We start from the raw sequence: 25,984 nt of genomic DNA on the forward strand, positions 1-25,984 counted from the left end.
GGATCAGGCCGCCTTCTGCTCGGTTGTCTCAGCCTCGGCCGAACGCTCGGCCACGACGATCTTCAGATGGCTGAAGAACTTCTCGATCCGCGAAGAACGGCCACGGCCACGCGCATGGAAGCGGCGCATGACAATCGACTTGCCAACCTCGGCGCGCACGACCACCAGCTGGTCGACGTCCAGCTGATGATTGTTCTCGGCGTTCGCGATCGCGCTCTGCAGGGTCTTCTTGACATCCTGCGCGATGCGACGCTTCGAGAACGTCAGCGTCGCCACGGCCTGGGCCGCCGGCTTGTTGCGAATCAGCGCCGCGACCAGGTTCAGCTTGCGCGGGCTCACGCGGATATTCCGCGTGACGGCCTGCGCCTCGGTTTCCGCGAGCGTGCGCGGATGCTTCGGCTTGCTCATATCAGCCCCGCTTCGCCTTCTTATCCGAGGAATGCCCCGTGAAGGTCCGCGTCGGCGAGAACTCGCCGAACTTATGCCCCACCATGTTTTCCGACACCTGCACGGGCAGGAACTTGTGCCCGTTATAGACGCCGAACGTCAGACCGACGAACTGCGGCAGGATTGTCGAGCGACGCGACCAGATCTTGATCACTTCGTTACGGCCCGACGCGCGCGACGCATCGGCTTTGTTCAGCAGATACCCGTCCACGAACGGGCCCTTCCAGACGGAACGTGCCATCTTCTTTGCCCCTTACTTACCGGTCTTCCGGCGACGGATAATCAGACTGTCCGTACGCTTGTTAACCCTGGTCTTGTAACCTTTGGTCGGCTTGCCCCACGGCGTGACCGGATGACGGCCGCCCGAGGTGCGGCCTTCGCCACCACCATGCGGATGGTCGACCGGGTTCATCACGACGCCGCGGTTATGCGGACGACGACCCAGCCAGCGGCCGCGACCGGCCTTGCCCATGTGCTGGTTCATGTTGTCCGGGTTGGACACCGCGCCAACCGTCGCCATGCACTCGCCGCGCACAACGCGCAGCTCGCCCGACTGCAGCTTGATCTGCGCATAGCCGGCATCCTTGCCGACCAGCTGCGCATAGGTCCCGGCCGAACGGGCCAGCTTGCCGCCGGCGCCAGGCTTCAGCTCGAGATTATGCACGATCGTGCCGACCGGAATGGCCGAAAGCGGCATCGCGTTGCCCGGCTTGATGTCGACGCGCGCGCCGGCAACGACCTGATCGCCCACCTTCAGGCGCTGCGGCGCCAGGATGTAGGCCAGCTCGCCGTCCTCGTACTTCACCAGCGCGATGAAGGCGGTGCGGTTCGGGTCGTATTCCAGACGCTCGACCGTGCCGACCACATCGAACTTGCGCCGCTTGAAATCGACGAAGCGATAGGACTGCTTGTGGCCGCCACCGATGAAGCGCGAGGTAATGCGCCCATGGTTGTTACGTCCGCCGGACTTGTTCTTGCCTTCGGTCAGCGCCTTGACAGGCTTGCCCTTCCACAGCTCCTTGCGGTCGATCAGGACCGTGTTGCGCAGGCTGGGGGTGACCGGATTAAAGTGCTTCAGTGCCATGTCTTGCTACCCCGCGTCAGACCAGCTTCGCGGTCAGGTCGATGGACTGACCCTCGGCAAGCTGCACAAACGCCTTCTTCACATCGGAACGCTGGCCCGGGCGACCCTTGAAGCGCTTCGTCTTGCCCTTCTGGACAAGCGTGTTCACGCCCAGGACTTTCACGCCGAACAGCCCCTCGACCGCGACCTTGATCTCCGGCTTCGTGGCGTCGATCGCGACCTTGAAGACCACCTGGTTCTTCTCGGACAACGCGGTCGCCTTCTCGGTGATCAGCGGCGCACGGACGATGTCATACATCGTCTCACGCGACATGCGCTCCGCCTTCTTGCGGATTGCGAGCACGTTGGTCATGCCAGGCGCTCCTTCAGGCCTTCGACGCCGGCGCGAGTGATCGCGAGCACGTCGTGGTTGAGGATGTCGTAGACGTTCGCGCCAACCGTGGGCAGCACGTCGATCTTCGGCAGGTTGCGGGTGGCGCGACCGAAATTCTCCTCGACCGTCGCATCGACGATCAGGGCGGACTTCCAGCCCAGCGCCTGGACCTTGGCGGCCAGTTCAGCCGTGCGGCCCGACGACGTGGCGGCATCCAGCACCACCAGCTTGCCTTCGGCGGCCTTCTGCGACAGCGCGGAGATCAGGCCGAGACGACGCACCTTCTTCGGCAGGTCGTAGCCATGATCGCGCACGACCGGACCATGCACGGCACCACCGGTGCGGTACTGCGGCGCACGCAGCGAGCCCTGACGGGCGCTACCCGTGCCCTTCTGGCGGTACGGCTTCTTGGTCGTGCCGGAGACTTCGCCCATCCCCTTTACCTTGTGCGTGCCGGCGCGGCGCTTGGCCAGCTGCCAGTGCACCACACGCGCCATGATATCCGCCCGCGGCGTCACCCCGAAAATCTCGTCCGGAAGCACGGCGGTGCCGGCGCTCCCGTTGTCGAGGGTTTTGATTTCGTAATCCATTGCCCTCTATCCTCAGCCCGCAGCCTCAACCAGGGCCGCCGGATACGGCGCCTCGGCATGACGGGCTTTCTTGATCGCATCACGAACCAGCACCAGCTCGTTCTTGGCGCCCGGCACGGAGCCGCGGACCAGGAGCAGGTTCTTCTCGGCATCCACCGCCGCCACCTCAAGATTGAGGGTGGTCACGCGCTCGGAGCCCAGATGCCCGGCCATCTTCTTGTTCTTGAAGGTCTTGCCCGGATCCTGGCGGTTACCCGTCGAACCATGCGAACGATGGCTGATGGACACGCCGTGCGAAGCTTCGAGACCCGCGAAATTCCAGCGCTTCATGGCGCCGGCAAAGCCCTTGCCCTTGCTGGTGGCCGTCACGTCGATCTTCTGCCCCACCACGAAATGGGCGGCAGAGAGAGTGGCGCCTGCTTCCAGCACGGCATCTTCCGCAACGCGGAATTCAACGAGCTTCTTCTTGGGCTCGACCTTCACGCGGGCAAAATGGCCGCGGTTCGGCTTGGAGACATTCTTCACCTTGGCGTTGCCGAGCCCGAGCTGCACGGCAGTATAGCCGTCGCGTTCCTGGGTACGGACATCCACCACCTGCACGTTGTCGATATGCAGGACGGTGACAGGCACATGCGTGCCGTCTTCCTTAAACAGCCGGGTCATGCCCAGCTTCTTTGCGATCAATCCGGTGCGCATCGTCTGGACCTTAAAGTTTAATCTCGACGTCCACGCCAGCGGCGAGGTCGAGCTTCATGAGTGCGTCCACGGTCTGCGGGGTCGGCTCGACAATGTCGAGCAGCCGGCGATGAGTCCGAATTTCGAACTGTTCGCGGCTTTTCTTGTCCACATGGGGAGAGCGGTTAACGGTGAATTTTTCGATATGCGTCGGCAGCGGGATAGGACCCCGAACCCGCGCACCCGTACGCTTCGCCGTATTGACGATCTCTTTGGTGCTGTTGTCGAGCACCCGATGATCGTACGCCTTCAGGCGAATGCGGATGTTCTGGTTGTCCATCGTCTATTCAGTCCAACTTCAATGGTTCGGGGGAACCCGAGCCGCCAAAGGAGACCCCGGCCGGATTGCTCCGGCCGGGGCGCCTCCAGTTCTGGTTGAGATCCCCGATCAGGCCGTGATCGAGGCCACCACGCCGGCGCCGACGGTGCGGCCGCCTTCACGGATGGCGAAACGCAGACCTTCGTCCATCGCGATCGGGGCGATCAGCTCGACATCCATCGCGACGTTGTCGCCCGGCATGACCATTTCCGTACCCTCGGGCAGGTGAACGACACCCGTCACGTCGGTGGTGCGGAAATAGAACTGCGGACGATAGTTGGTGAAGAACGGCGTGTGACGGCCACCCTCTTCCTTCGTGAGGATGTACGCCTCGGCCTTGAACTTCGTGTGCGGGGTGATCGAACCCGGCTTGGCCAGGACCTGGCCACGCTCGACGTCTTCACGCTTCGTGCCACGGACCAGCGCACCGATGTTGTCACCGGCCTCGCCGCGATCCAGCAGCTTGCGGAACATTTCGACGCCCGTCACCGTCGTCTTCTGCGTCGCACGCAGACCGACGATTTCGATTTCGTCACCGACGTTCACGACGCCACGCTCGACACGGCCGGTCACCACGGTGCCGCGGCCCGAAATCGAGAACACGTCTTCGATCGGCATCAGGAACGGACGGTCAACCGGACGCTCCGGCTGCGGGATGTAGGCGTCGACGGCGTCCATCAGGTCGCGCACGCGGTTCTCACCGACTTCCGGATCGCCATCTTCCAGGGTGACCAGAGCCGAACCCTTGACGATGGGGATATCGTCGCCCGGGAACTGGTAGGCCGACAGAAGCTCGCGCACTTCCATCTCGACCAGCTCCAGCAGCTCCGGATCGTCGACCTGGTCAACCTTGTTCAGGAACACGACCAGCGCCGGAACGCCGACCTGACGCGCCAGCAGGATGTGCTCGCGGGTCTGCGGCATCGGGCCGTCGGCGGCCGAAACCACCAGGATGGCGCCGTCCATCTGCGCCGCACCGGTGATCATGTTCTTCACATAGTCGGCGTGGCCGGGGCAGTCGACGTGCGCATAGTGGCGCGCTGCGGTCTCGTACTCGACGTGGGCGGTCGAGATCGTGATGCCACGGGCGCGCTCTTCCGGCGCCGCGTCGATCTGGTCATACGCCTTGAAGGTCGCGCCGCCGGTCTTCGCCAGCGTCTTGGTGATCGCGGCGGTCAGCGACGTCTTGCCATGGTCGACGTGACCGATCGTGCCGATATTGCAGTGCGGCTTCGTCCGCTCGAATTTAGCCTTTGCCATCGTCTATCTCCGTTACCTCGGCCCTCAGGCCGGGAGTCGGGTTGAAATGTTCCTAACCGGAAGCGTGCCGGTCTTTAGACCGGAGCAGCGCCTCTTACCAGCGGTAATGACTGAACGCCTTGTTGGCCTCGGCCATGCGATGCGTGTCTTCACGCTTCTTCACGGCGGACCCACGATTGTTGACCGCGTCCAGAAGCTCGTTGGACAGACGCTCCTGCATGGTGTTCTCGCCACGCTTGCGCGAGGCATCGATCAGCCAGCGGATCGCAAGCGCCTGACGACGCTCCGTGCGCACTTCGACGGGCACCTGATAGGTAGCACCACCGACGCGACGCGAACGGACCTCGACGGCCGGCTTCACGTTGTCCAGCGCGCTGTGGAACATCACAACCGGATCGGCAGCTGCACCACCACGGCGACGCAGCACCTCAAGCGCACCATAGACGATGCCTTCGGCGGTGGACTTCTTGCCGTCGTACATGAGCGCATTCATGAAGCGCGTGATGACGACATCACCAAATTTCGGATCGGGAAGAATCTCGCGCTTCACGGCGCGATGACGGCGACTCATGCCTGGTTATTCCTTTTACTTCGGACGCTTCGCGCCATAGAGCGAGCGACGCTGACGACGCTTGGCGATACCCTGGGTATCCAGAACGCCACGCAGGATGTGGTAACGCACGCCCGGAAGATCCTTGACGCGGCCACCGCGGATCAGGACCACACTATGCTCCTGCAGGTTGTGGCCTTCACCGGGGATGTAGCTGACGACCTCATAGCCGTTCGTCAGACGCACCTTCGCAACCTTACGCAGAGCCGAGTTCGGCTTCTTCGGTGTGGTTGTGTAGACGCGGGTGCAGACACCGCGCTTCTGCGGGCAACCCTGCAGAGCAGGCACCTTATTGCGCTTGGCTGCGGGCTCGCGGCCTTTGGCGATCAGCTGGTTGATGGTCGGCATACGCCTTTCCCGATCCTTACAAATTTCGGCCGGCCAACCGCGTCTTAGGTTGCCGACTGTCGTTCACAACAAAATCCCACCGAATGAGGATCATTCGCCTGGGCATCATATTTACATCCGGCCTTGGCGACCCTCTCGGATCACGGCGCCGCATGCCTGCATGCTGCATTCGACGGCCAACGACGTCATACGAGACGGGGCTAGCCGAGGGCGCGGAACCTACGAAGCCCCTGCCCTTGAGTCAAGTGTTACCTCGGGATTCGCGGCCGATTCCCGCCGAATTATCTCGTCGGGCCGGCGATGGCGGGCATGCAGTTACGGCAGGCCCGCCATCGCGCCATCATCGCGCATCCCGATCGTGCCAATCATCCGATTCGGCACGATCCGGTCGGCCATCAGATACAGGAGCACGCTCCCATATGAAAGGGGCCGGGTGTTGCCACCCGGCCCCTTCATCATTGCGCCTCTTCACAGCTGCGCCAGACGCCCCCTGAGAGGCGCCCAGCCAGAGGGCCGCTCAGCTGGCCTTGGTGACCACCGGACGGCCCTGCGCGAGACGCTGGCGGTCCTGCCCCGCCGCGATCGCCCGCAGCTTGTTCATCACGCTGCCCGTGCCCGCCGGGATCAGGCGCCCGACGATCACGTTCTCCTTCAGGCCATTCAGCGTGTCGCGCTTGCCGGCCGTCGCGGCCTCGGTCAGGACACGAGTCGTCTCCTGGAACGAAGCTGCCGAGATGAAGGACTGGGTCTGCAGCGAGGCCTTGGTGATGCCCTGGAGCACAGGCATGGCCGCGGCCGGGCGCTCGCCCATGTTCAGGCGCTTCGTGTTCTCAGTCTCGAACTCGATCCGGTCCACCGTCTCGCCGACCAGATAGGTCGTGTCGCCGGGCTCGAGGATCTCGACCTTCTGCAGCATCTGGCGAACGATCACCTCGATGTGCTTGTCGTTGATCTTCACGCCCTGCAGTCGATAGACGTCCTGGATCTCGTTCACCAGATAGTCCGACAGCGCCTCGACACCCAGAACCTTCAGGATGTCATGCGGCACGCGCGGACCGTCGACCAGCGGATCGCCCACGCGGACGAAATCGCCTTCCTGGACCGAGACATGCTTGCCCTTCGGGATCAGGTAGTCCGTCTCTTCGCCCGTCTCGTCGTTCTTCACGATGATCCGGCGCTTGGCCTTGTAATCCTTGCCGAACTCGACGCGACCGTCGGTCTCGGAAATGATCGCATGGTCCTTCGGACGCCGTGCCTCGAACAGTTCGGCGACGCGGGGCAGACCACCCGTGATGTCACGGGTCTTCGAGCCTTCGCGCGGGATACGGGCCAGCACGTCACCGGCGCTGACCTGCGCGCCGTTCTCGACCGACAGCAGCGAATCGGGCGAGAGGAAGTAGCGGGCGTCGTTGCCATTGGACAGCTTGATGACGTGGCCGTTCGCATCCTTCAGCTGCAGGCGCGGACGCAGGTCCACACCCTTGGCCGCCTGCTTGTAGTCGACGACCACCTTCGAGGTCAGGCCCGTCACCTCGTCCATCCGCTCGACGAGCGTGATGGAGTCGATCAGGTCCAGATACTCGACCGTTCCCGACTGCTCGGTGATGATCGGCAGGGTGTACGGGTCCCATTCGGCCAGCTTCTGGGCGCGCGTGACCGCCGCGCCCTCGTCCACCAGCAGGCGCGCGCCGTAAGGCACGCGGAAGCGGGCACGCTCGACCCCCTTCTCGTCCGTCAGCACGATCTCGCAGTTACGCGACATCACGATCGGCACGTTCTGGCTATTATGGACGACGTTGCGGTTGTTGATCGTCACATGCCCGTCACGCGACGCCTCGACCATCGACTGCTCGGCGCCACGCTGCGCCGCACCGCCGATATGGAAGGTACGCATGGTCAGCTGGGTGCCCGGCTCGCCGATCGACTGGGCGGCGATCACGCCGACCGCCTCGCCGATATTGACCGGCGTGCCGCGCGCCAGGTCGCGACCGTAGCACAGGCCGCAGACGCCGACCCGGCTCTCGCAGGTCAGGACCGAGCGGATGAGCATGCTTTCCACGCCCGCCTTCTCGATCTTCTCGGCCAGGGCCTCGTCGATCAGCAGGTCGCGCTTGACCAGCACCTCGCCCGTGGCCGGGTCCAGCACGTCCGCCGCGACCGTGCGGCCCAGAATCCGCTCGGACAGGGACGAGACGACCTCGCCGCCATCCATCACGGCGCGCACCGTCAGGCCGCGCTCGGAGGCGCAATCTTCCTCGACGATGATGCAATCCTGCGCCACGTCGACCAGACGACGCGTCAGGTAGCCCGAGTTCGCGGTCTTCAGCGCGGTGTCCGCCAGGCCCTTGCGGGCGCCGTGGGTCGAGGTGAAGTAATCGAGAACCGACAGGCCTTCCTTGAAGTTGGCGATGATCGGCTGCTCGATGATCTCGCCCGACGGCTTGGCCATCAGGCCGCGCATGCCGGCCAGCTGCTTCATCTGCGCCGGCGACCCACGGGCACCGGAGTGGCTCATCATCCACACCGAGTTCGTGACCTTGCCGACCTCCTGGCGCGAAATCTCCTTCATCATCGCGGCCTGCACCTCGTCGGTGCAGCGCGACCAGGCGTCGACCACCTTGTTGTAGCGCTCGCCAGCAGTGATCAGACCGTCCTGATACTGCTGCTCGAACTCCTTCACCTCGGTGGCGGTCCGCTCGACCAGGCCCTTCTTCTCGTTCGGGATGATCATGTCATCCTTGCCGAACGAGATGCCGGCCTTCGCCGCGTGGCGGAAGCCCAGCCCCATCATCCGGTCGCAGAAGATCACTGCTTCCTTCTGGCCGCAGTGGCGATAGACCGCGTCGATCACGTCCGACACGTTCTTCTTCGTCAGCTGCTTGTTGATCAGCGAGAAGGGAATCGCGGCATGGCGCGGCAGGATCTGCGCGATCAGCATGCGGCCCGGCGTGGTGATGACGGTCTGGCGCACCGGCTTGCCGTCGGCATCGACCGTCTCGAAACGCGCCACGATCTTGTCATGCAGCTTGATGGCGCCGGCCGACAGGGCGTACTCGACCTCGCCGACCGTGGCGAAGGACGACGCGCCCTGCACCGTGATCCGGCCTTCGGCATCGTATTCGTTGCGGTCGGGCGTGACGAGGAATTCGGGCGTCTCGAGGCTGAGATAGTACAGCCCCAGCACGATGTCCTGCGACGGCACGATGATCGGCTTGCCGTTGGCGGGACTGAGGATGTTGTTGGTCGACATCATCAGCACGCGCGCTTCCAGCTGCGCCTCAAGGCTCAGCGGGACGTGCACGGCCATCTGGTCACCGTCGAAATCCGCGTTGAAGGCGGTGCAGACCAGCGGATGAAGCTGGATCGCCTTGCCTTCGATCAGCACCGGCTCGAACGCCTGGATGCCCAGACGATGCAGCGTCGGCGCGCGGTTCAGCATCACCGGATGTTCGCGGATCACCTCTTCGAGGATGTCCCACACCTCGGGACGCTCCTTCTCCACCATCCGCTTCGCGGCCTTGATGGTGGTAGCGTGACCGTATTTCTCGAGCTTCGAGTAGATGAACGGCTTGAACAGCTCCAGCGCCATCTTCTTGGGCAGGCCGCACTGATGCAGCTTCAGCTCCGGCCCGACCACGATCACCGAACGGCCGGAATAATCGACGCGCTTACCCAGCAGGTTCTGGCGGAAGCGGCCCTGCTTGCCCTTCAGCATGTCGGACAGCGACTTCAGCGGCCGCTTGTTGGCGCCCGTGATCGCACGTCCGCGACGGCCATTGTCGAACAGCGCATCGACCGATTCCTGCAGCATGCGCTTTTCGTTGCGGACGATGATATCCGGCGCGCGCAGCTCGATCAGCCGCTTCAGGCGGTTGTTACGGTTGATGACGCGGCGGTACAGGTCGTTCAGGTCGGACGTGGCGAAGCGGCCGCCATCCAGCGGAACCAGCGGACGCAGCTCCGGCGGGATGACCGGGATCAGGTCCATGATCATCCATTCGGGGCGCGAATCGCTGTCGGCGAACGCCTCGATCAGCTTCAGCCGCTTGACCAGCTTCTTGCGCTTGGCCTCGGACGTCGTGTCCTTCAGCTCCTGGCGCAGCCGGTCCTTGTCGGCGCGGCAGTCGATTCGCTCCAGGACCTTCTTGATGGCCTCGGCGCCGATTCCGACCTCGATTCCTTCCTCGCCATGCTCGTCCATGACGTCGAGATACTGGTCTTCGGTCAGCAGGCTGTACTGCTTCAGCGGCGAGGTGCCAGGCTCCAGCACCACGTAGCTTTCGAAATACAGGATCTTTTCCAGATCCTTCAGCGTCATGTCGACCATCAGGCCGATACGGCTGGGCAGCGACTTCAGGAACCAGATATGCGCGACCGGGCTGGCCAGCTCGATATGGCCCATCCGCTCGCGGCGGACCTTGGCCAGCGTGACCTCAACGCCGCACTTCTCGCAGATGATGCCGCGGAACTTCATGCGCTTGTACTTGCCGCACAGGCACTCGTAGTCCTTGATCGGCCCGAAGATGCGCGCGCAGAACAGGCCGTCGCGCTCGGGCTTGAAGGTCCGGTAGTTGATGGTCTCGGGCTTCTTGATCTCGCCGTACGACCAGGACCGGATCTGCTCGGACGAGGCGAGCTGGATCTTGATCTGGTCGAAGACCATGGTCTGGCCAGTCTGGCCCAGGATCTTCATGAGTTCGTTCATGCGCCGCAAACCCCCTGGGGGAAATGAATGGCTGCGACCCCCAGGGCCGCAACCATCCATGAAAAAAGAACAGACAGAGACGGAATGGTGTGACTGACGCCGGCGTCAGTCGCCACTCTGCTCCAGATCCACGTTCAGGCCGAGCGACTTCAGTTCCTTGATCAGAACGTTGAAGCTCTCGGGAATACCGGCCTCGAAATCGTCCTGCTCGCGCACGATCGCTTCGTAGACCTTGGTGCGGCCGGACACGTCGTCCGACTTCACCGTCAGCATTTCCTGCAGCGTGTAGGCCGCGCCGTAGGCTTCCAGCGCCCAGACCTCCATTTCGCCGAAGCGTTGGCCGCCGAACTGGGCCTTGCCGCCCAGAGGCTGCTGCGTGACCAGCGAGTACGGACCGATCGAGCGGGCGTGGATCTTGTCGTCGACCAGATGATGCAGCTTCAGCATGTAGATGTAGCCCACCGTGGTCAGACGCTCGAACTTCTCGCCCGTGCGCCCGTCGATCAGCTGCGACTGGCCCGACTTGTTGACCCCCGCATAGGTCAGCATCGCCTCGATATCGGGGATCGACGCGCCGTCGAACACCGGCGTCGCGATCGGCACGCCCTTGCGCAGGTTGTTGGCCAGCTCGACCAGCTGCTCGTTGGGCAGGGTGACGATGGAATCGTCATACACCTTGTCGCCATAGACGGTCTTCAGGCGGTCCAGCAGCTCCTGCTTCTTCTCGCCGGTGCGTTGATACTCGTCCACCAGTCCGCCGATGCCGCGGCCGATATTGGCGCAGGCCCAGCCCAGATGGGTCTCCAGGATCTGCCCGACATTCATGCGCGAGGGCACGCCCAGCGGGTTCAGCACCAGATCGACCGGCGTGCCGTCCTCGAGGAACGGCATGTCTTCCACCGGCACGACGCGCGAGACGACACCCTTGTTGCCGTGACGGCCGGCCATCTTGTCGCCCGGCTGCAGCTTGCGCTTCACCGCGACGAACACCTTGACCATCTTCATCACGCCGGGCGGCAGCTCGTCACCGCGCTGCAGCTTCTCGACCTTGCTTTCGAAGCGCGCCTGGATGCGGGCCACGGCGGCATCGAACTCGCGCCGCAGCACTTCCAGCTCGACCATCACCGCGTCGGCGGCAACGGTGATGTTCCGCCATGCGCCGCGCGGATGCTCGGCCAGCACTTCTTCTGTGATTTCGGTGCCCGAACGCAGCCCCTTGAAGCCGGTGCCGGAGACCTGACCCACCAGGCGCTCACGCAGCCGGTTGTAGAACGACCGCTCCTGAATCGCACGCTCATCGTCGCGGTCCTTGGCCAGACGCTCGATCTCGGCGCGTTCGATCGCCATCGCGCGCTCGTCCTTGTCGACGCCGCGACGGGAGAAGACACGCACATCGACGATCGTGCCGGTGGTGCCGGGCGGCAGCTTCAGCGAGGTATCGCGGACATCCGACGCCTTTTCGCCGAAGATGGCGCGCAGCAGCTTCTCTTCCGGCGTCATCGGGCTTTCGCCCTTCGGCGTCACCTTGCCGACGAGGATGTCGCCCGGATTCACCTCGGCGCCGACATAGACGATGCCCGCCTCGTCGAGGTTGCGCAGGGCCTCCTCGCCGACATTGGGAATGTCGCGGGTGATTTCCTCCTGACCCAGCTTGGTGTCACGGGCCATGACCTCGAATTCCTCGATATGGATCGAGGTGAAGACGTCATCGCGCGCGATCCGCTCGGAAATCAGGATCGAATCTTCAAAATTGTACCCGTTCCACGGCATGAACGCGACCAGCACGTTCCGGCCCAGCGCCAGCTCGCCCAGTTCGGTCGAAGGACCGTCGGCGATGATGTCGCCGGCCAGCACCTGGTCGCCCACGCGCACCAGCGGACGCTGGTTGATGCAGGTCGACTGGTTCGAGCGCATATATTTGCGCAGGCGATAGATATCGACGCCCTGCGTCGCCCCGGCCACATCGGTGGCGCGGACCACGATACGCGCGCCGTCGATCTGGTCGATCACGCCGCTGCGCTTGGCCACAATCGTCGCGCCCGAATCGTGCGCCACGGCCGCTTCCATGCCCGTGCCGACCAGCGGCGCGTCGGAGCGGACCAGCGGCACCGCCTGACGCTGCATGTTCGAGCCCATCAGCGCGCGGTTGGCGTCATCGTTCTCAAGGAACGGAATCAGCGCCGCCGCAACCGAGACCAGCTGCTTGGGGGACACGTCGCAGGCCGTGACCTCTTCGGGCTTCACCAGGCGGAAATCGCCGCCACGGCGCACCGAGACCAGCTCGTCTGTCAGGCGGCCATCGAGATCCTGCTTGGCGTCGGCCTGAGCAACGATCAGCTTTTCCTCTTCCATGGCGGAGAGGTATTTCCAGCCATCCTGCAGCACGCCGTCACGCACCAAACGGTACGGGGTCTCGATGAAGCCGTACTTGTTCACCTTGGCATAGGTGGCCAGCGAGTTGATCAGGCCGATGTTCGGCCCTTCCGGCGTCTCGATCGGGCAGATGCGGCCGTAATGGGTCGGATGAACGTCACGCACCTCGAAGCCCGCGCGCTCACGCGTCAGACCGCCCGGGCCAAGCGCCGAGAGGCGACGCTTGTGCGTCACTTCGGAGAGCGGGTTGGTCTGGTCCATGAACTGGCTGAGCTGCGACGAGCCGAAGAACTCGCGCACCGCCGCCGCCGCCGGCTTGGCGTTGATCAGGTCGTGCGGCATCACGGTGTCGATATCGACCGAGCCCATGCGCTCGCGGATCGCGCGCTCCATGCGCAGCAGGCCGACGCGATACTGGTTTTCCATCAGCTCGCCGACCGAGCGAACGCGACGGTTGCCCAGATTGTCGATATCGTCGATCGCGCCGCGGCCGTCCTTCAGCTCGCACATGATCTTGACGGTGCGCAGGATGTCTTCCTTGCGCAGCACGCGCATCGTGTCCGGCGCGTCCAGGCCCAGGCGCATGTTCATCTTCACGCGGCCGACCGCCGACAGGTCGTAGCGGTCCGCGTCGAAGAACAGGCCCGAGAACATGGCCTCGGCGGTTTCCGGTGTCGGAGGCTCGCCCGGGCGCATCACGCGATAGATGTCGGTCAGCGCGTCATCGCGTGAGCCGTTCTTGTCCACCGCCAGCGTGTTGCGGATCCACGGGCCGTTCGCGGCATCGACCGCCAGCGTCGGCAGGCAATCGACACCCGCCTCTTCCAGCGCCTCCAGCCGCGCCTCGCTCAGTTCTTCGCCCGCCTCGGCATAGATCTCGCCCGTCTCGGGGTTGACCAGGTCATGCGCCACGTAGCGGCCGACCAGACCGGCCGCGCCGACCAGCACTTCCTTGGTCGTCTCGGCGATCTTGCGCACCATGCGGGCGGTCAGCTTGGCGTCGGCCTCGGCCACCACCTCGCCGCTCTGCGCGTCCACCAGCGGCTCCAGCAGCTTCATGCCGCGGAACGACTCGGCGTCGAACGGACGGGCCCAGCCCTTGGGGGTCTTGGTGAAGACAACCTGATTGTAGAAATAGCCCAGGATCTCGTCGGCATCCATGCCGCGGATCTCCAGCGCGTCGACGTCGCCGCCCTCGGCGATCTTCGCGGCGCGGGCCGCCGCCGAAGCCTCGCCCTCGAGGGCGTACAGCAGCGTCGTCACCGGCAGCTTCCGCTTGCGGTCGATGCGGACGTAGATCAGGTCCTTGCTGTCGAATTCGAAATCGAGCCACGAGCCGCGATAGGGGATGACGCGGGCGGCGAACAGGAACTTGCCCGACGAATGGGTCTTGCCCTTGTCGTGGTCGAAGAACACGCCGGGGCTGCGGTGCATCTGGCTGACGATGACGCGCTCGGTCCCGTTGATGATGAAGGTGCCGTTATCCGTCATCAGCGGCATGTCGCCCATATAGACGGGCTGTTCCTTGATATCGCGGATCGAGCGCGAACCCGTATCCTCGTCGACATCCCACACGATCAGACGGAGCACCACCTTCAGCGGGGCCGCGAAGGTCAGGCCGCGCTGGATGCATTCCTCAACGTCGTATTTCGGCTCTTCGAGCTCGTAATGCACGAACTCCAGGCGGCCGCGCCCGGCGAAATCATTGATCGGGAAGACCGAACGGAACACTTCCTGCAGGCCGGTCTGCGTCCGGCTGTCGGGCGACACGTTCATCTGCAGGAACGCCTCGTAACTGGCGCGCTGCACGTCGATCAGATTGGGCATCGGAGCGATTTCGGGTATCCGCCCGAAGCTCTTGCGGATGCGCTTGCGTCCCGTGAACGATTTCGTAATCGCGTTCATCGTCTATCCTGCCCCCATCCCCGACGACCCGGACCTTTCCGCGCCCGGAACCCGGAGCCACGGCGACCGAAAGCGGATCATCACAAACCGTCTATGCCTGGGCGCCGCAACCGGCGCCCCCGCCCACCCCGAAGGATGGGCCTTCTACCGCCGAAGGCGCCCGAGACCTTGCGGTCAGGGCGCCAGAACGGCCAAGGGGGCGGGACCCTTTCGGGTTCCCGCCCTCACCTGGCATCAAGCAGGAGAGGCAGCCCGGAGGCCGCCAACACCCGGCAGATTACTTCACTTCGACGGTCGCGCCGTTCTCTTCAAGAACCTTCTTGATCTTCTCGGCTTCGTCCTTGTTCACGCCTTCCTTCACGGTCTTCGGCGCACCCTCGACCAGGTCCTTGGCTTCCTTCAGGCCCAGGCCGGTGATGCCACGGATTTCCTTGATGACGTTGATCTTCTTGTCGCCGGCCTTGGCCAGGACAACAGTGAACTCGGTCTGCTCTTCAGCCGGGGCAGCGGCGGCAGCGGCCGGCGCGGCGGCAACGGCAACCGGAGCGGCGGCGGAAACGCCCCACTTCTCTTCCAGCAGCTTCGAGAGCTCGGCGGCCTCGAGAACCGTGAGGGCGGACAGCTCGTCAACGAGTTTGGTCAGATCGGCCATGATTTGGTCTTCCTAATGTATACACTGATTGGCGCAACACAATCCCGATTTCACGAGACTGTGCAAATTTCATCACCCCGCGCATGCGGGGCGCAGATGGCTCAGGCAGCCTCGTCCTTCTTGGCGTAGGCCCCGAAAACCCGCGCAAGCTGTCCGGCCGGCGCCTGGAGAACACCCGCGATGCGCGTGGCCGGCGTGGAGATCATCCCCACCAGCTGCGCCCGGAGCGTATCCAGGGACGGCAGCTCGGCCAGCGCCTTGACCCCATCGACATTCAGCGTCTGGGTGCCGAGCGCTCCACCGAGCAGAACGAGCTTTTCGTTGGTCTTGGCGAACTCGACAAGCACCTTGGCCACGGCCACAGGATCGGCAGACCACGAAATCGCGGTCGGCCCCTTCAGCAGCGGCGAAATGCCCTCGAATCGGGTCCCTGCCAGGGCGAGGTTGGCCAGCCGGTTCTTCGCGACCTTGTAAGTCGCTCCAGCCGCGCGCACGCGCTGCCGAAGGATCGTCGCATCAGCCACCGTCAGCCCGTCATTGCGGGTTACGACAACCATGGACGTCTCGGCGAACACGGCTGCGAGGGAGGCAACAAACTCCCGCTTCTCCGTACGGTCCAATTCCCGTCTCCGTCGTGACCTGCCGGGGATGCCCCAACAGGCCGGGTTTACCCTAGGAGGATGAGACCTTGCGGCCCACCCTCCGGTTCGCCTGTCCTGTGAACAACGGAACAACCAGTGTAGGCGGCGTAGCCACCCCTATCCGGCAATCCCCGTCTTCCGGTTGCGGACCCAAAGGTCCATCAAGGCATCAGCCACATCCGGTCATGGACAGGTTCGGAAGAACGAGGCACCGCAGGCACCCCGCCTCCTGTCCGCGATACCCTTGCGGGCATCACGTCATCTCTTGCGTGTCAGCCCGCCGAGAACGAGGACACGTCGACGCGCACGCCGGGGCCCATCGTGGACGACAGAGCGGCCTTGCGCAGATAGGTGCCCTTGGCGCCCGTCGGCTTGGCCTTCTGCACCGCATCGACGAAGGCGCGGATGTTTTCGATCAGCTTCTCGCTGTCGAAAGACGCCTTGCCGATACCGGCATGGATGATACCGGCCTTCTCGGCGCGATACTCGACCTGGCCGGACTTGGCCGCCGTCACGGCGCCCTTCACGTCCATGGTCACGGTGCCCAGCTTGGGGTTCGGCATCAGACCGCGCGGGCCCAGGATCTTACCCAGGCGACCGACCAGAGCCATCATGTCCGGCGTCGCGATGCAGCGGTCGAACGCGATTTCGCCAGCCTGCACCTTCTCGGCCAGGTCCTCGGCACCCACCACGTCGGCACCGGCGGCCAGGGCTTCTTCGGCCTTCGCGCCACGGGCGAACACGCCCACGCGCAGGGTCTTGCCGGTGCCGTTCGGCAGCGACAGCAGGCCGCGGACCATCTGGTCGGCGTGACGCGGGTCGATGCCCAGGTTCAGCGAGATCTCGATCGTCTCGTCGAACTTGGCGGTCGCCGTCTGCTTCACCAGACCGATCGCCTCGTCGAGGCCATAGGATTTGTTACGGTCGACAGAGGCCTGGCCGGCCGTCAGACGCTTGTTCTTGGCCATTGGATCAGCCCTCCACCACCGTAAGGCCCATCGAACGGGCGGAGCCGATCAGCATCCGCACAGCCCCGTCGATGTCGTTGGCATTCATGTCCTGCTTCTTCTGCTCGGCGATCTCGCGCAGCTGCGCCATCGTGACGCTGCCGACCGCGGCCGACTTGCCCACCGTCGAGCTGCCCTTCTTGATGTTGGCAGCCTTCATCAGGAAATAGGTGTTCGGCGGGGTCTTGGTGATGAAGGTGAACGTGCGGTCGGCATAGGCGGTGATGACGACCGGGATCGGCATACCGGGCTCGAGGCCCTGCGTCTTGGCGTTGAACTCCTTGCAGAACTGCATGATGTTCAGGCCGCGCTGACCCAGCGCCGGGCCGACCGGCGGGGACGGATTCGCCTTGCCGGCGGGAATTTGTAGCTTGATGTAGCCAACGATCTTTTTGGCCATATCCGGGGCTCCTGACTGTTTCACCCGGACCGCGGTTCCTGCGGCCGGCCCGCCGTGCAAGACGGCGGACGCGGCCTCCCGCGTTCCGTAAGAGGCGGGTCCCTAACCCTATTGGGCCGGGGTTGTCAACCCCGGCCCGGCCAGCCCGGTCCCGGTCAGGTTCAGTTGGTCCGGCCCGCTGCCGGTCGCGATGCCCCCGGCCTCCTTGGGCACGCGCAGCCCCTCGTACTGCAGGGGCGCGAAGGGCATGACCGACTTGTCGGACGGCAGCTGGGCCCGCGACCACCCGCCCCCCAGCGCGCGGATCAGCGCCACCGTCGCCTGATGGCGCCGGGTCTCGACCTGGACCTCGGCGATACGCGCGGTCAGGGCGGCGATCTGGGCCACCACCACGTCCAGATAGTTGGTCAGCCCGCCCGTATAGAGCGCCATGGTCATGCCCTGGGTTCGGACGGCGGCCTGCACCGAACGGTGCTGCTGCGCCAGTTCGGTACGCAGCTGCCCGGTCATGGTCAGCCCGTCCTCGACATCCTGGAAGGCCTGCAGCACCACGCCGCGATAATTATCCTCTGCCTGGCGATATTGCGACCAGGTGCGCTGCAGCTCCGCCCGGCGAAGACCGCCCTGGAACAGCGGCATCGCCGCCTGCACGGCATAGGAATACATGCTGTTCGACAGGTCGGCGAGCGTGAAGCCGTTATCCATGAACCCGGTCATCGCGTTCACCGACACGTTCGGATAGAACGCGGCGCGCGATACGCCGATGGCGCGGTTGGCCTGCGCCATCTCGCGCTCGGCGGCCGCCACGTCCGGCCGGCGCTCCAGCAGCGCCGAGGGCAGCAGCATCGGCACCCCGACATCGGGGAAATGCATCTGGCTTTCCGGCTCCAGATGAAAGGATGCCGGCGCTACGCCCACCAGCGCCGCGATCGCATGTTCCAGCACCGCCCGGCGCGCCAGCAGGTCGGTCTCCTGCGCCTGGGTGGCATAGAGCTGGTTTTCGGCGCGCGAGACGTCCAGCCCGGCAGCAATCGCCCCGGCCTGGCGCATATGCGTGATCTGCACCGCCAGCTTGTAGGTATTGATCGAGTCGCGATAGACCGTGTCCTGCACGTCCAGCCCGCGCAGGGCGATGTAATCGGACGCCAGTTCGGCGTCGGTGCTCAGCCGCGTCAGCGCGTAATCGGCGGCGCGTTCCTGCGCCGCCTGTACGCGCATCCGCTTGCGATTGCGGATCGCCGACCAGAAATCGGGCTCCCACGTCGCGGTGCCGCTATATTGCTCCGACGACATATAGGTCGGGCCGGTCGATCCCGCCCCGCGCCACAGCCGATGCGCCGAGCCCTTGTATTTGGCCATGCCCGCACCCGCTGTCACCTGCGGATACAGGCCAGCCTGGGCTTCGGCCGCCATGTCGCGCGCCTGGGTGAAGGTCTCGGCCGCGACCTGAAGGTCCGGATTGGCGCGATTGGCCTGCTCTTCCAGCCGGTTCAGCGCCGGGTCGCCGAGCAGGGTCCACCAATCCCCCCGCAACGCGGCCTCGTCGGGCGCGGCGTAGCGCACCGTACCCTCGCCCTTCCAATTGTCGGGAAAGACGAAATGGTCGGGGTGATAGGCGGGCGCCATGTCGCACCCGGCCAGGCCGGTCAGCAGCGCCAGGCCGCCGGCCCAGCGGGCCGCGTGCTGCAGCCGGCCGGCGGAACGGCGCCGCAATCGCCGTGCGGGAGAGGAAAGGGTCATTGACGGGCTCCCGCCTCCTCCGCACCCGACCGATCGTTCGGCATGGCACGGACATCGTCGGTACGGGCCGAATCGTTCGCCACGGCCGGCTGCGCGTTATAGCCCGGCGTCGCATCCACCACCCGGACCTCCTGCCCGTCCAGCAGGCCTGCCGAGGGGTTGTTGACCAGCCGGTCCGTCGCCTTCAGCCCGCCCCGGATCTGCACCGTGGTGCCCAGATTGGTCCCGACCGTCACATTATGCAGCCGGATACGGTTATGCTCGTCGACCAGCGCCACCTGCATGCCCTCAGCCCGGAAGATCAGCGCGCCCTCCGGAATCACCAGAATGTCCGGGTCGCCCGGCGCGCGGAAATGAACGGTGGCATAGGAATCCGGCCACAGCGTGCGGTCGCTGTTATCCAGCGTCAGCTCTGTGGTCACCGTGCGGGTCGTCGCGTTGAACGCGCCGGCGGTGGCCAGGAACGTGGCCTTGTACACCCGGCCCGGATGCTGCGGCACGGTCACTTCGGCCGTCAGCTTGGGGCTGATAATGTCGGCATAATCCTGCGGCACCGACACGAACACGCGCATGCGATGCACGTCGGCCACGCTGAACAGCTCGGTCGCGGTCCCGCGCGCGCTGACATCGCCGCCGCCGGCATTCACATAATCGCCGACATCGGCCAGGCGCGACGTCACCACCCCGTCGAAGGGGGCAACGATCTGCTTGAAGCCGATCAGCGCCGCATAGCGCGACACGTCGTGCCGGGCGGCCTCGACCTGGGCCTGCTCGGCCTCGGCGTTCGCCGCCTGCACGTCGACTTCCTGCTGCGACACGGCCTGCGTGCCCTGCAGCGCCTTCCAGCGCTTCGCCGTGATCTGCGCCAGCTTGTAGCGCGCCATCGCCACGTCGAAATTCGCCTTCGACGCGGCGTACTGCGCGTCCAGCCCCGGTGTGTCGATGGTGGCCAGCACGTCGCCCGCCTTCACCTCGGCGCCGAAATCCTTGTACCACATGCGCACATAGCCCGAGACCTGGGCATAAATCGGCGCCAGGTACCAGGCCGAGATATTGCCCGGCAGGTCCAGCGTGCGGATGCTCGGCCCCTTGCCGGGCGAGATCAGCTGCACCCGCGGGATCGCGGCATCTTCCGTCTGGTGACGCAGCGCGCCCAGATGCGCCTGCCGCTGGATAATCCCGCCGCCGACCACCACCACCGCCAGGATGACGCCGACGCCGGCCAGCAGCTTCCCGCGCCCCGACGGTTTTGGTCCGCGGGTCTGTTCCACGGCGCTCATGCGCGTTCTCCTTCGGCGCTACGGTGTCTCTCGGACCGCCTGCCATGCAGCAGGGCGAAGACGGAGGGCACGAACAGCAGCGTCGCCACTGTCGCCACCATCAGCCCGCCCATCACCGCCCGGCCGAGCGGCGCGTTCTGCGAATTGCTCAGGGACATCGGCAGCATGCCGATGATCATGGCCGATGCCGTCATCAGCACCGGCCGGATACGTTCGAACCCGGCCTCGATGGCGGCCTTCACGGCATCGCCATGCACCTCCAGCCGCTCACGGGCGAAGGACACGACCAGGATCGAGTTGGCGGTGGCGGTGCCCATGCACATGATCGCCCCCGTCAGTGCCGGCACCGACAGCGCGGTATGCGTCAGGAACAGGCTCCACGCGATGCCCGCCAGCGCGCCGGGCAGCGCGGTGATGATGATGAACGGGTCCAGCCACGACTGGAAGTTGACGACGATGATCAGGTACACCAGCAGGATCGACATCGCCAATCCGATGCCGAGCTGGCGATAGGCGCTGTTCATCGTCACCGCCTGGCCGCGCACCGTCAGGCTGGATCCGCGCGGCAGGTCATGGCGCGACGCCTCCACCACCCGGTTCACCGAGCGCGAGACCGCACCCAGGTCCAGGCCGTTATTGGTGGCGTAGATATTGAACACCGGCAGGATGTTGTAGTGCGAGACCTCGCCGGGCGTGCCGGTCTGGACGATCTGGCTCAGCCCGCCCAGGATCTGCGGCGCCTTGCTCATCGGGTTACCGTCGCCCCGGTCGACCGGAATCGTCTCCAGATCGTTCAGCCTCTGCAGGAACTGCAGCGGCGTCTGGATATCCACCAGATGCGACACGCCGGTCTTCGGGTCCAGCCAGTAGGTCGGCGAGACCTGGCCGCTGCCCGACAGGGTCGCCAGCGCGTTGTTGGCGATGTCGGCTTCCGTCAGACCGGTCCCCAGCGCGTAGGAGCGCCGGGCGTTCACCCGCAGGGTGGGCGTCGTCATCGGCTCCTGCACCGACACGTCGGTCACGCCCGTCACATGCCGCAACCGCTCGGCCAGATGCTGGGCGAAGGTGAAATTCTCCGCCAGGTTGCGGCCGCTGATCTGCACATCGAGCGGCGCCGGCAGGCCGAAATTGAGGATCTTCGCCGTCAGGTCGGCCGGCATGAAGGTCAGTTCGGTGCCCGGAAACCGTTCGGCCAGCCCCTTGCGCAGGATATCGCGATAGGCCGCGACCGGCGCCTCCTCGTCGCGCAGGGTGATGGTCAGGTCGCAATCCTGCGCGCCGACGGTGGGAGTCGGGATGAAGGCCTGGTTCAGGCCACTGAACGGCAGGCCGCAATTGGCCACGATGTCATCGACCTCGCCGGGCAGCAGGCGATGGATCTCGCCACTGATCAGCATCGAGATCTTGCCCGCCTCGTTGATCTTGCTGCCCAGCGGGGCGCGCATATGCATCGCCAGCGCGTTCGAATTGATCTCGGGGAAGAAATCCTGCCCCACGAACACCAGCAGCCCCACCGAGCCCACGGCCAGCCCCAGGAAGGTGCCGATAAAGCGCATGCGCGCGGCCACCAGCGCCGTGAGCAGGTCGCGATAGGCATGGCGGAAGGCCGTGAACCGGGCCTCGAACCCCTGCTGGAAGCGGCCGAAGAAGCCCTTCGGCGCCGCATGGCCCTGCTTGGCCGCATGATGGGCTTCGACCTGGGCCGCCAGCAGGTATTTCGCCATGGTCGGCACCAGGGTGCGCGACAGGATGAAGGAGGCGATCATCGCGAAGATGATGGCCTCGGCCATCGGCATGAACAGCCAGCCCGCAACGCCGGTCAGCTGGAACAGCGGCATCCAGACGATGCAGATGCACATGGTGGAGACGAAGGTCGGGATCACGATCTGGTTGGCCGCATCGATGATCGCGGTTTCCAGGTCCTTGTCCATCTCCAGATGGGCATCGATATTCTCGATCATGACGGTGGCGTCATCGACCAGGATACCGACCGCCAGCGCCAGGCCGCCCAGCGTCATGACATTGATCGTCTGCCCCGCCCAGCCCAGCCCGATGATGGCACACAGCATGGCCAGCGGGATCGAGGTGGCGATGATGACCGTGGAACGCCAGGAGCCCAGGAACAGCAGCACCACCAGGCTGGTCAGCAGCGCCGCAGTGCCCATTTCCTGCACCACGTCGCGCACCGCTTCCTTCACGAAGGTCGAGGCGTCGTTCAGCACCTTGATCTGCACGCCGGGCGGCAGCGTCGCGGTCACGCCGGGCAGCAGCGCCTTCACCCCGCTGACCACGTCCAGCGTCGAGGCGTCGCCGCTCTTCATGATCACGATCAGGACCGCCTGATGCCCCTTGACCAGCACCATATTGGTCTGCGGCGGCCCGCCCTGATGCACCCACGCCACGTCACGCAGGAAGACGACGGAATTGCCCACCTGCTTGACCGGAATCCCGTTGAATTCGTCGATCGCGCGGGGGGTGGCATTGGTCTGCACCATGAAGTCGAAGGCGCCGATCTGCTGATCACCCGCCGGCAGCACGATATTCTGCCGGCCCAGCGCATTGCCCACATCGGTGGCCGAGAGCCCGTGCGCCAGCAGCTTCGCCTGGTCCAGATCGACCATGACATTGCCCGGCTGGCCGCCATACGGGTTCGGGATCGCCGCCCCCGCCACCGACACCAGCGCCGGCCGGATCAGGTTGGACGACATGTCGTAGATCTGCGACGCGGTCATGGTGTCCGACGACACCTGGAGCGTCAGCACCGGCACCGAGGACGCATTGTAGGTCAGCACAAGGGGCGGCGTCATGCCCGCCGGCATCTGCTTGATCACGGTCTGCGAGACCGAGGTGATCTGCGTCTGCGCCACCGCGGTATCGGTGCCGGGCTGGAAGAACACCTTGACGATGCCGCGCCCGTAATAGGACTGACTCTCGATATGCTCGATATTGTTGACGGTCGCAGTCAGCGCGCGTTCGTAATAATAGACGACGCGCCCGGACATGTCCTCCGGCATCAGGCCGGTATAGGTCCAGACGATGGCGACGACGGGGATCTTGATGCTGGGGAAGACGTCGGTCGGGGTCTGAACCATCGACCGGACACCAAAGACGACAATAAGAATCGACAGGACGACGAACGTATAGGGCCGCTTGAGCGCGGTGACGACAATGGCGTTCATGCGCGGCGCGAACCCCCTGCGCGCGGGTCCGCGCACCGTCCGTCCTGCCTGTCCGCCACGCCCCTGCGATCTGGCCCGCAAGCGTGCATCGTCGTCACTCCCGATCGTTCGGGGGCCTCGTTAGCACGCCGTGCGAACGCGCCAATGAAATTCCCATTTAAAAACCGGCCTAGGCCGGCGGGGCCGCGACCGGTGCGGAAGGAGGGAATGCCACACCGAACAGCGCGCCGGGCCGGGCATCGTGCCGCCGGGCGTTCGCAATGGTCAGTTGCGCGTTGTGCAGGCGCAGGATGGCCGAAACCAGGCTGAGCCCCAGCCCGCTGCCCGGCACGTTGCGGCTCTTGTCCGAACGGTAGAACCGGTTCATCACCGCCTGCCGCTCCTCGGGCATGATGCCGATGCCGGTATCGGCGACCTCCAGCCGCGCCCCGCCCTGGCCGTCGGGATAGGTCGCCAGCGTGACGTCGCCGCCGGGATCGGTGAATTTCAGCGCATTGTCGATCAGGTTCGCCAGCACCTCGATCAGCAGGTCCCGGTCGCCATGCACAGGCACGGGCCCCGATGCCGCATGGAATGCCAGCCTGATCTGCCGCGTTTCGGCGATCGGCTCGTACAGATCGACGATATCGGTCGCGATCTCGTTCAGGTCCACGACCGAAAATCCGACCCGCCGGCGGGCATTCTCGATCTCGCCGATCCGCAGCAGGGCGGTGATGATGGAAAAACACTGGTCCAGATCGTCGATCGAGCGCGCGATGACGGTGCGCAGGTCATCGGCCGACAACGTGCCTGCCTGCGCGCGGTCCAGGCGGGCGCGTACGCGGGCCAGGGGCGTGCGCAGGTCATGGGCGATGTCGTTGCCGACATCGCGGATCTCGCCCATCAGATGCTCCAGCCGGTCCAGCATGCGGTTCACGCTGCCGGCCAGGCGCTGCATCTCGTCCCGCTGGCGCCCGGCGGGCAGGCGCTCATGCAGGTCGCCATCCATGATCCGGTCGATCGCCTCATGCATCCGGCCCACGCGCCCCAGCGCGCGATGGCTCAGCACGATGCCGCACAGCAGCGCGAACAGCACCGTGGGCACGATCGAGACCAGCAGCGAATGGCGCATCATCAGCCGCCATTCCGCAATCATGTGCAGGCCGCGCCCCAGGACCAGCACCCGGTCGCCGGCAACCGGCACGGCCAGGATGCGCAGGATATAGGGCGCATCCTCGTTCGGCAGCACGGTCACTTCATGGACATGGCCATCGACCACCAGCCCTTCGGGCCAGGTATGCAGGTCGCCCGCGATATGGCGATGGGCGGTATCGAACAGCGCGGCCTGGTTGATCACCACGCGCAGATCGTCGGTCGCGCGCTCGCTGATCTTGTGTTCCAGATCCTGCTTCTGCTCGCGCGCCAGCAGGGCGGCCTCGCGATGCAGCAGTTCGTCCGTGCGCCGGAACTCGAACGCCTTGGTCTGGCTGTATCCGACCGCGAATTGCAGCGCCGCCGTGCCGATCATCGCCACGACCACCGCCAGCGTCAGCCGGAACGTCGCGGTGCGCAGCACCTCGCCCAGTTGCATGGCCTATTCGGGCACGCGCAGCATGAATCCGGTGCCCCTGATGCTCTGGATCAGCGGCACCCCGGCCGGGTCGTCGATCTTGCGCCGCAGCTTGCCGATATGGACATCCACCAGGTTGGTCTGCGGAATGAAGCGGTAATTCCACACATCTTCCAGCAGCATGGTGCGGGTCAGCACCTGGTTCGGCCGGCGCATCAGATATTCCAGCAGCCGGAATTCGCGCGGCAGCAGCTCGATCGGCTGCCCGTCCCGCGTCACCGTCCGCTCGATCAGGTCCATGCTCAGCGGCCCGACATGCAGCATGGTTTCGCGCGTATTGTTGGGGCGGCGCATCAGCGCCTCCAGCCGGGCGGCCAGTTCCTCCATCGCGAAGGGCTTGGTCAGGTAATCGTCGCCGCCGGCCTTCAGGCCGCTCACGCGGTCGTCGACAGCCGACAGCGCCGACAGCACCAGCACCGGGCTGGGCACCTGACGCCCGCGCAGGGTCTCGATCAGCGTCAGCCCGTCCATCTGCGGCAGCATCCGGTCCACGATCATCACATCGAACGTCTCGGCCATGGCTGCCGCCAGACCGTCGCGCCCCGTCTGGGCATGACGCACGGCAAAGCCCCGGCTTTCCAGCTCCTCGGCGACTTCCTGGGCGATCTTGCCGTCATCCTCCACCAGCAGCACCCGTGGCCTGGCCTCCCGGCCCGGTCCGGCCTCCCCCTGGGGAAACGGTTCTGAGGTCGATGTCGCATTCATGGTCCGGTCAGCCATGATCCCC

Annotated in this window: 21 protein-coding genes; all 21 read right to left on the reverse strand. The window is 65.1% G+C overall.

Annotated features, from left to right (window positions below; all coding sequences use genetic code 11):
* Positions 1-3: 3 nt before the first annotated feature.
* Positions 4-408 carry a 50S ribosomal protein L22 gene (rplV, locus tag HLH35_RS01050; RefSeq protein WP_114727493.1) on the reverse strand — a complete coding sequence of 135 codons (405 nt, stop codon included), beginning with the start codon at positions 406-408 and terminating at the stop codon, positions 4-6.
* A gap of 1 nt (position 409) precedes the next feature.
* Complete coding sequence (gene rpsS / locus HLH35_RS01055; RefSeq protein WP_007399623.1) at positions 410-688, reverse strand: 30S ribosomal protein S19; 279 nt, start codon at positions 686-688, stop codon at positions 410-412.
* 12 nt (positions 689-700) lie between these two features.
* A complete protein-coding gene (rplB, locus tag HLH35_RS01060) occupies positions 701-1,531 on the reverse strand; it encodes a 50S ribosomal protein L2 (RefSeq protein WP_182966055.1) in 831 nt (276 codons plus the stop codon).
* Positions 1,532-1,547: 16 nt separating this feature from the next.
* Complete coding sequence (locus HLH35_RS01065; protein WP_174787951.1) at positions 1,548-1,844, reverse strand: 50S ribosomal protein L23; 297 nt, start codon at positions 1,842-1,844, stop codon at positions 1,548-1,550.
* Positions 1,845-1,879: 35 nt separating this feature from the next.
* On the reverse strand, positions 1,880-2,494 hold the full coding sequence (gene rplD, locus HLH35_RS01070; protein ID WP_182966053.1) for a 50S ribosomal protein L4: 615 nt from the start codon (positions 2,492-2,494) through the stop codon (positions 1,880-1,882).
* A gap of 12 nt (positions 2,495-2,506) precedes the next feature.
* Positions 2,507-3,190 (reverse strand): 50S ribosomal protein L3, encoded by a 684-nt coding sequence (rplC, locus tag HLH35_RS01075; protein WP_114727489.1) that lies wholly within the window; start codon positions 3,188-3,190, stop codon positions 2,507-2,509.
* Positions 3,191-3,200: 10 nt separating this feature from the next.
* Positions 3,201-3,509: a 30S ribosomal protein S10 gene (rpsJ, locus tag HLH35_RS01080; protein WP_012227960.1), complete on the reverse strand. Its 309-nt coding sequence runs from the start codon at positions 3,507-3,509 to the stop codon at positions 3,201-3,203.
* Positions 3,510-3,617: 108 nt separating this feature from the next.
* Positions 3,618-4,808, reverse strand: a complete 1,191-nt coding sequence (gene tuf / locus HLH35_RS01085; RefSeq protein ID WP_182977375.1) for an elongation factor Tu — start codon at positions 4,806-4,808, stop codon at positions 3,618-3,620.
* A gap of 94 nt (positions 4,809-4,902) precedes the next feature.
* On the reverse strand, positions 4,903-5,379 hold the full coding sequence (rpsG, locus tag HLH35_RS01090; protein ID WP_182949575.1) for a 30S ribosomal protein S7: 477 nt from the start codon (positions 5,377-5,379) through the stop codon (positions 4,903-4,905).
* A gap of 15 nt (positions 5,380-5,394) precedes the next feature.
* The gene (gene rpsL / locus HLH35_RS01095) at positions 5,395-5,766 is read right to left on the reverse strand and encodes a 30S ribosomal protein S12 (RefSeq protein WP_003621118.1); all 372 of its coding nucleotides are present in this window, start codon (positions 5,764-5,766) and stop codon (positions 5,395-5,397) included.
* Between the two features lie 517 nt (positions 5,767-6,283).
* Positions 6,284-10,471 carry a DNA-directed RNA polymerase subunit beta' gene (rpoC, locus tag HLH35_RS01100; RefSeq protein WP_182977376.1) on the reverse strand — a complete coding sequence of 1,396 codons (4,188 nt, stop codon included), beginning with the start codon at positions 10,469-10,471 and terminating at the stop codon, positions 6,284-6,286.
* 105 nt (positions 10,472-10,576) lie between these two features.
* The gene (gene rpoB, locus HLH35_RS01105; protein WP_182977377.1) at positions 10,577-14,749 is read right to left on the reverse strand and encodes a DNA-directed RNA polymerase subunit beta; all 4,173 of its coding nucleotides are present in this window, start codon (positions 14,747-14,749) and stop codon (positions 10,577-10,579) included.
* A gap of 277 nt (positions 14,750-15,026) precedes the next feature.
* Positions 15,027-15,401: a 50S ribosomal protein L7/L12 gene (rplL, locus tag HLH35_RS01110; protein ID WP_114727484.1), complete on the reverse strand. Its 375-nt coding sequence runs from the start codon at positions 15,399-15,401 to the stop codon at positions 15,027-15,029.
* 101 nt (positions 15,402-15,502) lie between these two features.
* Positions 15,503-16,021, reverse strand: a complete 519-nt coding sequence (rplJ, locus tag HLH35_RS01115; RefSeq protein WP_182949581.1) for a 50S ribosomal protein L10 — start codon at positions 16,019-16,021, stop codon at positions 15,503-15,505.
* A gap of 293 nt (positions 16,022-16,314) precedes the next feature.
* Entirely contained in the window at positions 16,315-17,010 is a 696-nt protein-coding gene (gene rplA, locus HLH35_RS01120; protein ID WP_182966043.1) for a 50S ribosomal protein L1, read from the reverse strand.
* Positions 17,011-17,014: 4 nt separating this feature from the next.
* Positions 17,015-17,449, reverse strand: coding sequence for a 50S ribosomal protein L11 (gene rplK, locus HLH35_RS01125; RefSeq protein ID WP_182977378.1), 435 nt, complete (start codon positions 17,447-17,449; stop codon positions 17,015-17,017).
* Positions 17,450-17,557: 108 nt separating this feature from the next.
* Complete coding sequence (locus HLH35_RS01130) at positions 17,558-19,189, reverse strand: efflux transporter outer membrane subunit (RefSeq protein WP_182977379.1); 1,632 nt, start codon at positions 19,187-19,189, stop codon at positions 17,558-17,560.
* Entirely contained in the window at positions 19,186-20,469 is a 1,284-nt protein-coding gene (locus HLH35_RS01135; protein ID WP_182977380.1) for an efflux RND transporter periplasmic adaptor subunit, read from the reverse strand. The genes HLH35_RS01130 and HLH35_RS01135 overlap by 4 nt, the downstream gene beginning before the upstream one ends.
* The gene (locus HLH35_RS01140) at positions 20,466-23,648 is read right to left on the reverse strand and encodes an efflux RND transporter permease subunit (protein ID WP_182977595.1); all 3,183 of its coding nucleotides are present in this window, start codon (positions 23,646-23,648) and stop codon (positions 20,466-20,468) included. The genes HLH35_RS01135 and HLH35_RS01140 overlap by 4 nt, the downstream gene beginning before the upstream one ends.
* A 169-nt stretch (positions 23,649-23,817) precedes the next feature.
* Positions 23,818-25,218: a sensor histidine kinase gene (locus HLH35_RS01145; RefSeq protein ID WP_182977381.1), complete on the reverse strand. Its 1,401-nt coding sequence runs from the start codon at positions 25,216-25,218 to the stop codon at positions 23,818-23,820.
* Positions 25,219-25,221: 3 nt separating this feature from the next.
* On the reverse strand, positions 25,222-25,977 hold the full coding sequence (locus HLH35_RS01150) for a response regulator transcription factor (RefSeq protein ID WP_408870075.1): 756 nt from the start codon (positions 25,975-25,977) through the stop codon (positions 25,222-25,224).
* Positions 25,978-25,984 lie beyond the last annotated feature (7 nt).

Origin of the sequence: Gluconacetobacter asukensis, assembly GCF_014174375.1 — a bacterium.
In the GTDB taxonomy this organism is placed as follows: domain Bacteria; phylum Pseudomonadota; class Alphaproteobacteria; order Acetobacterales; family Acetobacteraceae; genus Gluconacetobacter; species Gluconacetobacter asukensis.

Coding starts and splice junctions, on each gene's coding strand:
- rplV (WP_114727493.1), bottom strand. CDS start 408: ATGAGCAAGCCGAAGCATCCGCGCACGCTCGCGGAAACCGAGGCGCAG.
- rpsS (WP_007399623.1), bottom strand. CDS start 688: ATGGCACGTTCCGTCTGGAAGGGCCCGTTCGTGGACGGGTATCTGCTG.
- rplB (WP_182966055.1), bottom strand. CDS start 1,531: ATGGCACTGAAGCACTTTAATCCGGTCACCCCCAGCCTGCGCAACACG.
- HLH35_RS01065 (WP_174787951.1), bottom strand. CDS start 1,844: ATGTCGCGTGAGACGATGTATGACATCGTCCGTGCGCCGCTGATCACC.
- rplD (WP_182966053.1), bottom strand. CDS start 2,494: ATGGATTACGAAATCAAAACCCTCGACAACGGGAGCGCCGGCACCGCC.
- rplC (WP_114727489.1), bottom strand. CDS start 3,190: ATGCGCACCGGATTGATCGCAAAGAAGCTGGGCATGACCCGGCTGTTT.
- rpsJ (WP_012227960.1), bottom strand. CDS start 3,509: ATGGACAACCAGAACATCCGCATTCGCCTGAAGGCGTACGATCATCGG.
- tuf (WP_182977375.1), bottom strand. CDS start 4,808: ATGGCAAAGGCTAAATTCGAGCGGACGAAGCCGCACTGCAATATCGGC.
- rpsG (WP_182949575.1), bottom strand. CDS start 5,379: ATGAGTCGCCGTCATCGCGCCGTGAAGCGCGAGATTCTTCCCGATCCG.
- rpsL (WP_003621118.1), bottom strand. CDS start 5,766: ATGCCGACCATCAACCAGCTGATCGCCAAAGGCCGCGAGCCCGCAGCC.
- rpoC (WP_182977376.1), bottom strand. CDS start 10,471: ATGAACGAACTCATGAAGATCCTGGGCCAGACTGGCCAGACCATGGTC.
- rpoB (WP_182977377.1), bottom strand. CDS start 14,749: ATGAACGCGATTACGAAATCGTTCACGGGACGCAAGCGCATCCGCAAG.
- rplL (WP_114727484.1), bottom strand. CDS start 15,401: ATGGCCGATCTGACCAAACTCGTTGACGAGCTGTCCGCCCTCACGGTT.
- rplA (WP_182966043.1), bottom strand. CDS start 17,010: ATGGCCAAGAACAAGCGTCTGACGGCCGGCCAGGCCTCTGTCGACCGT.
- rplK (WP_182977378.1), bottom strand. CDS start 17,449: ATGGCCAAAAAGATCGTTGGCTACATCAAGCTACAAATTCCCGCCGGC.
- HLH35_RS01130 (WP_182977379.1), bottom strand. CDS start 19,189: ATGACCCTTTCCTCTCCCGCACGGCGATTGCGGCGCCGTTCCGCCGGC.
- HLH35_RS01135 (WP_182977380.1), bottom strand. CDS start 20,469: ATGAGCGCCGTGGAACAGACCCGCGGACCAAAACCGTCGGGGCGCGGG.
- HLH35_RS01140 (WP_182977595.1), bottom strand. CDS start 23,648: ATGAACGCCATTGTCGTCACCGCGCTCAAGCGGCCCTATACGTTCGTC.
- HLH35_RS01145 (WP_182977381.1), bottom strand. CDS start 25,218: ATGCAACTGGGCGAGGTGCTGCGCACCGCGACGTTCCGGCTGACGCTG.
- HLH35_RS01150 (WP_408870075.1), bottom strand. CDS start 25,977: ATGGCTGACCGGACCATGAATGCGACATCGACCTCAGAACCGTTTCCC.